This is a genomic window from Nonomuraea sp. NPDC001684 (assembly GCF_053596515.1).
Window position 1 is genome coordinate 1 of record NZ_JBSFGJ010000386.1, and the last position, 8,846, is coordinate 8,846.

Sequence of the window (8,846 nt, forward strand, 5' to 3'; positions counted from 1 at the left end):
TGGACGTCGGCCATCGAGTGGGCGAGAACGCAGACGTGCAGCGGATCGCCCTGCTCGCCGCCGATGTCGTCCCAGATCTGCGCGAACAATTCGCGAGCGGCTTCGGGCCGGCCTTGGTGGTGGTGTAGGTCCACCCCTTGGCCGATCCTGGCCATCGTCGGATCGGCGGTCATCGGTGCTCCTTCACTGTCGCGCGAAACAGCGGTCAGCGTACTTGTCCGGACCGATCAGGAGGGCCGCCGAGCCGTGACCGCCGCCGTAATTCGGCGAGCTTCATCCGCGCTGGAGACGTTCGAGGTGCGGCAGTTCGGCCGCGCACGGGCGGCCGGGCCGGGCGTCCAGGAGCCGCCATCGGGTGGTGACCCCGTCCGGGCCGTCGAGCGTCCCCCGCGCCAGCGCGGCGTCGATGCGGGCCCGTACGTCGGCCTCGGCCGACGCCTCGGCCGCGAACAGGACCCGCACCCGGACGACGTCGCCCCGCCGGTCGGCGGTCGTGTGGTGCGCCGCGATCGGGCAGGGCGGCTCGTGCTCCCAGTGCCCGCACAGCGCCACGGTGATCGCCGCGCCGGGGGCGCGCACATCGCCGTCCGCGTCCATGACGATCGTCGCCTCGTGGGCGAAACCCGTACGCACCCCTTCATGATTCACGTACGCGTACGACGGGTCCAACGCCCGGCGCCGGTCTCACTCGGGCGCGTACTGGGACGCGTACTCCTGCGAGGGCGGGATCGGCGTGATCACGTCCACGAGGACGCCGTTGGGGTCGGCGACGATGAAGTGCCGCTGGCCGAAGTCCTCGTCGCGCAGCGCCAGCTCCGGGGTCAGCCCCTCGCGCCCGACCAGGCGCTCCCACTCGGCGTCGACGTCGGCGACCTCGAAGTTGATCAGCAGCCCCGCGACCGGACGGCGGTAGGCGGCGGGCAGCGTCGGGTGGCGGTGGTCGAGCAGGGCCAGCTCGTACGGTCCGCGGCGCAGGCTCACGTACCAGTCGGCCTCGAAGGTCACCTCATATCCGAACAACCGGACGTAGAAGTCCTTCGACGCGGCCAGGTCGGCCGTGCACACCACCGGATACACGCTGCTCAGCTCCATACGTTCCTCCTCATCAGTTTCACGTACCAACGGTATGTGGGCGTACACTATTTGGGATACCGTCGGTATGTCAAAGGGGACGCAGTGACCAGGACGGAGCAGAAGGAACGCACCCGCCGCACGTTGCTCGCCACGGCGCGGCGCCTGTTCGCGACCAGGGGCTATGCCGGGGTGGGGCTGGCGGAGATCGTCGGCGAGTCCGGCGTCACCAAAGGCGCCCTCTACCACCACTTCGAGGGCAAGCCCGACCTCTTCCGGGCCGTGCTGGAACAGGTGCAGCGCGAGGTGGCCGACCGGGTGGCCGCGGCGGCCGACGCCGAGGACGACCCGTGGGCGCAGCTCAAGGCGGGCTGCGCGGCGTTCGTCGCGGCCGGGGCCGATCCCGACGTGCAGCGGATCATGCTGATCGACGGCCCCGCCGTGCTCGGCTGGAACGAGTGGCGGGCGATCGACGAGGCCACCAGCGTCCGGCACCTGACCGAGGCGCTGGCCGCGCTCGTCGCGGCCGGCGCCCTCCCGGCCCAGCCGGTCGCGCCGCTGGCCCGCCTGCTGTCCGGGGCGATGAACGAGGCCGCGCTGTGGCTGGCGCAGTCCGCCCCGGACGAGCTGGCCGACACCCAGGCGGCGCTGTCCCGCCTCCTCGACGCACTACGCGCCTGAAGCGGCTGGACGAACCGGGCCGGTTGGCTCGGCGGGGCAGGGCTGGTGGTCGCCGTGGTCGTCCCCGCCGAGCGGTTGCGGCCGGAACGTCAGCCCGTCGCGCAGGTCTTGCCGTTGAGTGCGAAGCTCGCCGGCGAGGGCGGCGCGCCGCCGCCGTACGTGGCGGTGAACCCGACCTGGGTCTGCGAGCCGACCCCGATGACCTTGTTCCACTGCTTGTTCACGCCGGCCACCCCCGCACCGGCCTGGGTCCAGTTCGCGGACCAGCCCGAGACGAGACGCACGGCGGCCGCCGCCGGGTAGTCGACCGTCAGCGTCCACCCGTCGACCGGGGCCGTGCCGGTGTTGCGCACGACGAGCTCGGCGTCCAGCCGCGGCCCTCCCGTCGTGGCCCGGTACGTCACCGTGCACGGCGCGCCCGACGATGGGGTGGGCGACGGCAGCCCCTCCCTGGCCAGCGCGGACAGCGGGTCGGACGGCACGCTGACGTTGCCGCCCGCGTCCTTGGCGACCACGACGTACGTGTAACGCTGCCCGACGACCAGGCCGGGTTCGGCGAAGTTCAGGCTCGGCGGAAGGACCGTGCCGACCTTGCTGTACGCCGTCGCCGTCTCCCGGTACACGTCGTACGCCGTCACCGCCACGTTGTCGGTCGACGGCTGCCAGCAGAACGTGACGCCCGGGTAGTCCTGCAGGCAGGCGTCGCGCAGCCCGGTGGGCCTGGACGGGGGCACGTGGTCGCCCGGCAGCGGGGTCGGCGAGCTGGTCGGGGTCATCCCGAGCGTCGCCGGCACCGTGACCAGGGCGGACGGCGGGCTGAGGTGCCCCGCCAGGTCCCTGGCCACGACGTACATCGTGTAGAGGCGGTTCAGCTCGCCGGAGAAGCCGCCGATCGTGCCGGTCGTGCTGCTGGCGAGGACGAATCCATCCGGGTCCAGGCGGTACAGGTCGTACCCGGCGACGCCCGTGTCGTCGGAGGAGGCTGCCCAGCAGATGGACGCGTAGCCGGTCGGGTTGGCGGCGAACGGCACCGGGCACGGCCGCAGCCCGCCGGGACGGGTCGGCGGCGCGTCGTCGGCCGCCCCGGAGACAGCCGCGACAGCCGCCCCGGAGACAGCAGCCGCGGGGACGGCCGCGTGCGCGACGTCGTGCGCCGCCGGGACGGAGGCCAGAGCCGTCCTCCCGGTCGGGCCGATCGCCAGCGCGGCGAGGAACAACGCCAGAGTGAGGAATCCGAGGGTGAGGCCAACCGCTCCCAAGGATCGTCTGCCAGGCCGCATAGGGCCCCTTTCTGATCGAGCCTGCACCCCCTCGCAGTGATCGTGAACGAGTTTTCATGTTCCGTAAAGCTGGGAATCCGCCGGGCCGGACCGGCCGTGTTACCTTTTCCCGCCGCCACTCGTCATGGGTCTGACGACCGAGAACGAACGGTCGTCAGACCCACGAGTGAATCGAGAGCAGGATGCTGACCACCATCATGTACACCACGGTCTACGTCACCGACCAGGACCGCGCGCTGGAGTTCTACACCGCCGGGCTCGGCCTGGACAAGCGCATCGACGTCCGGGGGCCCGACGGCCGTTTCCTCACCGTCGGCGTGCCCGGGAGCCCGGTCCAGATCCTCCTGTGGTCGCATGCGAGTGCCGCCGGGCAGCCGGGCGACGCGGGCGGGAGCGGCGCGCCGGGCCCGCTGATCCTGGAATCCGACGACCTGCGCAAGGACTTCGAGGTCATGCGCGGGCGGGGCGTCACCTTTGAGGAGTCCGAGCCCGTGGACTACCCGTTCGGCGTCCGCGCCGAGGCGGTGGACCCGGACGGCAACCGGATCTCCATCCGTCAGCAGCGCAGGCCGTGACCGTGCACCCGTCCGGCCCGGTGGCCGAGGCGTTCGAGGCCCAGCGCGACCGGCTGCGCGCCGTCGCCTACCGCGTGCTGGGCTCGCACGCCGACGCCGAGGACGTGGTCCAGGAAGCCTGGATGCGGCTGGTCCGTCAGGACGTGTCGGCCATCGGCAACCTGGCGGGCTGGCTGACCACCGTGGTCGGCCGCATCAGCCTGGACCTGCTGCGATCCCGCCAGACCCATCCCGAGACGGCGTACGGGCAGGAGTTCACGGACCTCCTGGCGACGCCCGACGACGAGCCCACGCCGGACGAGCAGGCGGCGCTGGCCGACTCGGTCGGCCTCGCCCTCCTCGTGGTGCTCGACTCGCTCACCCCGAGCGAGCGGCTGGCGTTCGTCCTGCACGACCTGTTCGCGGTCCCGTTCCAGGACATCGGGCACATCCTGGGCAGGTCCGCCGACGCCGCCAAGATGATCGCCAGCCGCGCCCGCCGCAAGGTCCGGTCCACGGACCGGGCGGCGGGCCCCGGCCGCGAGCACCGGGAGGCCGTGGACGCCTTCCGCGCCGCCGCACTCGGCGGCGACTTCGAGGCGCTGCTGCGGGTCCTCGCCCCGGACGTGAAGCTGACCGTGGACACCCCCGGCGGCGTGGTGGTCACCCTCGGCGCCACCGCCGTCGCCGCCGGAGCCCGCATGTTCTCCGGCGAGGTCGCCGGGCAGCGGCCCGTGCTGGTGGACGGGCTCCCCGGCCACCTGTCCTGGCGCGCCGACGGGACCCCGCTGTCCGCCATCGCCTTCACCGTCACCGGCGGCCGGATCACCGGCATCCACATCGTCGTCGACCCGGCCAAGCTCGCCGCGCTCGACCGGCCCGGCCCGGCCTGAGCCGGTGGCGCCAAGGCCGGCCCGGGCCCGGCGCAGCGTGCCGACTCGGGCGCGGTAGAAGCGTGCCGGCCCGGGCGCGGCAGCCGTTCCGGGTCGGCCGGCCGGCGTCGTGAATGTCGCGTCTGGACCGGTTGAAAGGCGGCCCCTACCATGGGCGCGTGCGGCTGAACGTCCTCGGGCCCATGGAACTCGTCGTGGCCGGGCAGGCCGTACCGGTCGGGCCGCCCAAGCAGCGGGCCCTGCTCGCCCTCCTCGCGATGCACGCCGGTCGCGTGCTCCCCGCCGACCTGCTGGCCGACCGGCTGTGGGCCGGCGACCCGCCGCCGAGCGTCCAGGGCAGCCTGCAGGTGTACGTCTCCAACCTGCGCCGCCGGCTGGAGCCCGACCGGCGGCCGGGCGCGACCCCGGCCGTCCTGGTCAGCGCCGCCGACGGCTACGGCCTGATGACCGGCGGGCTCGTCCTCGACACGGCGGACTTCGGCGCGCTCGTGTCGGCCGGCTCCGCCCACCTGGCCGCGGGACGGCACGAGCAGGCGGCGGCCGACCTCGCCGAGGCGCTCGGCCTGTGGCGCGGCGACCCGTACGCGGACGTGCGCGCCCAGGAGTGGGCGCAACCGGAGATCGGCCGCCTGGAGCAGGTACGGCTGGACGCGGTGGAGGCGCTGGCCGCGGCCCTGCTGGACCTGGGCCGCCACACGGACGTGGTCGCGCGGCTGGACCCGTTCGTCCGCGAGCACCCGCTGCGCGAGCGGGCCTGGGAACTGCTGGTGCTGGCCCACTACCGCGCCGGGCGGCAGGCGGCGGCCCTGGAATGCCTGCGCGGGGTGCGCGACGTGCTCGCCGGGGAACTGGGCATCGACCCGGGTCCGCGGCTGCGCGAGCTCGAAGCCGCGGTGCTGCGCCAGGACGCCGCGCTGTTACCGTCCGGCCGTCCCGTCACCCCGCTGCCGTCCCCGCCGCCGTCCCCGCTGCCCACCCCGCACCCCAGGCCGCCGCGGACGCCGGTGCGCGCGGCGGCGCCCGGCGCCGGCGAGCCCGCGCCGGACCAGCCGGTGTTCGTCGGCCGGGAGAGCGCGCTCGCGTTCCTGACCGAGGCGGCCGGGGCGGCGTCCGCCGCCGGGCAGGTCGTGCTGGTGGACGGCGAGCCGGGCGTCGGCAAGACGAGCCTGCTGAGGCGGTTCCGCGCGACCGTCGGCGTGCCGGTCGGCTGGGGGGCGAGCCCCGACCACGAGACCGCGCCCGCGCTGTGGCCCTGGGAACGCGTCCTGCGCGACCTCGCCGCCGCGGCCCCGCAGGCCGCCCTGCCCGGCGAGGTCGGCACGTTCCTGTCGGGCGGTCCGCAGGCGGTCCCGGCGTCCGACGCCCAGGGGGCGCGGCTGCGGTTCTTCGAGGCCGTCGGCACGTTCCTGGCCGCGGTCGGCCCGGCGGTCGTCGTGCTGGAGGACCTGCACGCGGCCGACGACGCCACGCTGCGGCTGCTGGTCCACGTGGCCGCCACCACCCGGCCGGGCCTGCTGCTGGTGGCGACGTTCCGGCGGCACGAGGCATCGGCGCTCACCGCCACGCTGTCGGCGCTGTCCCGGCTCGGCGCGCGCCGGCTCGGGCTGGACGGGCTGGCCACCGAGGAGGTCCGCGCGCTGGTCAAGGAGCTGTCCGGCCGCGATCCGGGCGGCCACGGGGCCGAGGAGCTGCGCCGGCGCACCGCCGGGAACCCGTTCTTCCTCGCCGAGCTGGCCCGCGCGGGCGACGGGCTGCCGCAGGGCGTCCTGGACGTCGTGCTGCACCGGGTGGCGGGCCTGGGGGAGGAGGCGTCCCGCGTGCTGGAGCTGGCCGCCGTGATGGGCGACGAGTTCGAGGCGGTCGTCCTGGCCCGGGTCGCCGGCGGCACGGTCGGCGACCTGCTGCCGTCGCTCGACGCGGCGCTCGGCGCGGGGCTGGTCCGGGAGTCGTCGTACCGGCTGGGCGGCTACGAGTTCGCGCACGCCCTGGTGACCGACGCGTTGTTGTCGCGCCGGTCACGGCTGTGGCGGGCGCGGGTGCACGAGCAGGTGGCGGCCGCCCTCACCGCCGTGCACGGCGACCGCGGCGACCGCGGCGACCACGGCGACCGCGACGACCGCGCGGCGGTGATCGCGCGGCACTGGCTGGCGGCGGCGGAGCTGGGCGCGGAGCCCGCCCGCATGGCGATGGACTACGCGGCCCGCGCGGCGCGGGCGGCCCAGCGCCGGCACGCGCCCGACGACGCGGCCGTGTCCTGGCAGGAGGCGCTGGCGGCGGCCGAGCCGGCCGGCGCGAGCGCGGCCGAGCGGTTCGAGCTGGCCGTCGGGCTGGCGGAGAGCCGCTACGCCGCCGGCCGGTTCGACGAGGGGTACGAGGCGGTCGAGCAGGCGCTCGCCCTGGCCGGCGACGACCTGGACAAAGCCGTCAGAGCCGCCGACATCGCGATGGGCCACGGCATCTGGGTGCCCTTCCGGTACGGCGTCGACGTGGCCGCCGTACGCGACGCGGCGGACCGGGCCGCGCGCGAGCTGCCGCCGTCCGGCCCGGCCTGGGCGACGGCGCAGGCCGTCAGGGCCGTCGTGCTCGCCCAGACCGGCCGCGAGGACGAGGTCGGCGCGGTCTCCTCGCGGGCCGTGGCGGCGGCCGAGCGCCTGGAGGACCCCGCCCTGCTGCGGCGCGTCCTGCACCTGCGGCTCATCGCGCTGCAGGGACAGGACTTCGTCGAGCAGCGCGCCGGGACCGCCCGCCGCCTGCTGGCCGAGCCGGACCTGTCGCCCCAGCTCAGGGTGATCGCGCAGCTGCACCTCGTCGGCCATCACGTGGAGCACGGCAGGGTGCCGCAGGCCCGCGACCTGCTGGCGGAGATCGGCACGCTGCTGCGCGACCTGCACAATCCCACGCTGGCGCTGCAGGCCGCGGTGGCGCACGTGGGGCTCGACCTGTTCCAGGGTGTCCCCGACCCGGCCCGGCACTTCGAGCCCGTCAGGGCGATGTTGTCGTTCGCCGACCTGGCCTACTTCGAGCTCAGCATGCTCGGCGGACGGGCCGAGACGATCATCCAGGAGGATCGCCTGGGCGAGGAGGCGGCCTGGATCGAGGAGATGGCCCGGCACACCGGCCTGGCGGGGCCCGCCTACGCCCTGGCGTACGCGCTGGCGGAGCTGGGCGAGCCCGAGCGCGCCCGGCGGATCCTGCGCGAGACGCCCATGCCGCCGCGCGACTACCACTGGGCGATGGCCGCCATGTGCCGGCTGCACGCGGCGATCCGGCTCGGCGAGGCGGACGTCGTCCGGGAGGTCTACGACGCCTTCCGCCCGTTCGCCGGGCTGCTGCACGTGAACGGCGCGTGCACCACCGTCGACGGCGCGTACGACGGCCACCTGGGCGAGGCGCTGCTGGCGCTCGGTGACCGCGAGGGGGCCCGGGCCCACCTGCGCGAGGCGGTGCGCCAGCTGGAGCGGGCCGGTGCGGCCTACTGGCTGACAAGGGCCCGCCAAGCGCTCGCCAAGTGCACGTAGAGGCCCGGCGCGCACGCTGTTCCCGACACGTGAGGGAACAGACTGATGATCACACCAGAACACCTGACCGGCTTCCTGATGATGCACGCCGGTTTCCGCGCCGAGTTCGGCCGCCTGGCCGAGGCGTGCGGCGACCCGCGTGACGACGCGCACGAGGAGCTGCTGGCGGAGCAGCTCGCGCTCGTCCTGGACATGCTGCACGCCCACCACTCGCACGAGGACGCCACCCTGTGGCCCAAGCTCACCGGCCGCGCTCCGCAGGCGGCGGACGCGCTGGCCGAGCTGGAGTCCGAGCACTCCCTGCTCGACCCGCTGATCGAGGCCGCCGCCGACCGCGGGGCGCCCCTGGCCGGGCGCGCGCCCGTCCTGCGGCGGCTGCACGAGCTCGTCAACGAGCACCTCGACCACGAGGAGCGGGTCGCCGTGCCGCTCATGCTCGCCCACCTCACCCCCGCCGACGTCGAGGCCGACCGGCGCCAGGCGATGGACGACTTCGGCCGCCGCCGGGTCCCCGTCATCCTCGGCTGGCTCGCCTCCAGCGCCGACGCCCGCCTGCTCGCGGCGTCGTACGCGGACCTGCCGGTCGTGGCCCGGCTGATGTTCCGCCTGTTCTGGTGGCCGGCCTACCGGCGGCGTTTCACGCGCCTGTACGGCACCACCCCCGCCGACCTGATCCTGGAGCCGTGATGACCGCATCCGCACCCACCGTCTCGCCGCGCCGGGCGGCCGAGGTCTTCGGCAGCGCCCTGGTCTGCGCGTACGCCTCGCTCACCCGCGACGGCCGCCCCGTCACCTGGCCCGTCACGCCGTACGCCGGCGCGGGCGGCACGCTCGACGTCAGCACCGGGC

The 8,846-nt window shown here is 75.0% G+C and carries 8 protein-coding genes; 5 read left to right on the forward strand and 3 right to left on the reverse strand.

Going from position 1 to position 8,846, the window contains the following annotated elements:
• Positions 1 to 273: 273 nt before the first annotated feature.
• Together ACWCSD_RS40630 and ACWCSD_RS40635 are read right to left on the reverse strand one after the other, a co-directional pair.
• Positions 274 to 633: a hypothetical protein gene (locus tag ACWCSD_RS40630; RefSeq protein ID WP_449922850.1), complete on the reverse strand. Its 360-nt coding sequence runs from the start codon at positions 631 to 633 to the stop codon at positions 274 to 276.
• Positions 634 to 684: 51 nt separating this feature from the next.
• A complete protein-coding gene (locus ACWCSD_RS40635) occupies positions 685 to 1,092 on the reverse strand; it encodes a VOC family protein (RefSeq protein WP_364342347.1) in 408 nt (135 codons plus the stop codon).
• Between the two features lie 84 nt (positions 1,093 to 1,176).
• Here ACWCSD_RS40635 and ACWCSD_RS40640 point away from each other — a divergent pair, with 84 nt between their 5' ends.
• Positions 1,177 to 1,752: a TetR family transcriptional regulator gene (locus tag ACWCSD_RS40640; RefSeq protein ID WP_449922855.1), complete on the forward strand. Its 576-nt coding sequence runs from the start codon at positions 1,177 to 1,179 to the stop codon at positions 1,750 to 1,752.
• 89 nt (positions 1,753 to 1,841) lie between these two features.
• Here the strand turns inward: ACWCSD_RS40640 and ACWCSD_RS40645 are convergent, their stop codons facing one another.
• Complete coding sequence (locus ACWCSD_RS40645) at positions 1,842 to 3,011, reverse strand: cellulose binding domain-containing protein (protein ID WP_449922858.1); 1,170 nt, start codon at positions 3,009 to 3,011, stop codon at positions 1,842 to 1,844.
• Positions 3,012 to 3,214: 203 nt separating this feature from the next.
• On the opposite strand from ACWCSD_RS40645, the gene ACWCSD_RS40650 reads away from it, so the two are divergent.
• From ACWCSD_RS40650 to ACWCSD_RS40665, 4 genes are all read left to right on the forward strand, one after another.
• Positions 3,215 to 3,607, forward strand: coding sequence for a VOC family protein (locus tag ACWCSD_RS40650; RefSeq protein ID WP_397162743.1), 393 nt, complete (start codon positions 3,215 to 3,217; stop codon positions 3,605 to 3,607).
• Positions 3,604 to 4,479 (forward strand): sigma-70 family RNA polymerase sigma factor, encoded by an 876-nt coding sequence (locus tag ACWCSD_RS40655; RefSeq protein ID WP_449922862.1) that lies wholly within the window; start codon positions 3,604 to 3,606, stop codon positions 4,477 to 4,479. Before ACWCSD_RS40650 ends, ACWCSD_RS40655 begins: the two co-directional genes overlap by 4 nt.
• 158 nt (positions 4,480 to 4,637) lie before the next feature.
• Positions 4,638 to 7,997, forward strand: coding sequence for a BTAD domain-containing putative transcriptional regulator (locus tag ACWCSD_RS40660; RefSeq protein ID WP_449922865.1), 3,360 nt, complete (start codon positions 4,638 to 4,640; stop codon positions 7,995 to 7,997).
• A gap of 45 nt (positions 7,998 to 8,042) precedes the next feature.
• On the forward strand, positions 8,043 to 8,684 hold the full coding sequence (locus ACWCSD_RS40665) for a hemerythrin domain-containing protein (protein ID WP_397217412.1): 642 nt from the start codon (positions 8,043 to 8,045) through the stop codon (positions 8,682 to 8,684).
• Positions 8,685 to 8,846: the final 162 nt, after the last annotated feature.

Bases quoted from the DNA above. Each gene is read 5' to 3' on its own strand.
- ACWCSD_RS40635 (WP_364342347.1), bottom strand. From the start codon at position 1,092: ATGGAGCTGAGCAGCGTGTATCCGGTGGTGTGCACGGCCGACCTGGCC.
- ACWCSD_RS40650 (WP_397162743.1), top strand. From the start codon at position 3,215: ATGCTGACCACCATCATGTACACCACGGTCTACGTCACCGACCAGGAC.
- ACWCSD_RS40665 (WP_397217412.1), top strand. From the start codon at position 8,043: ATGATCACACCAGAACACCTGACCGGCTTCCTGATGATGCACGCCGGT.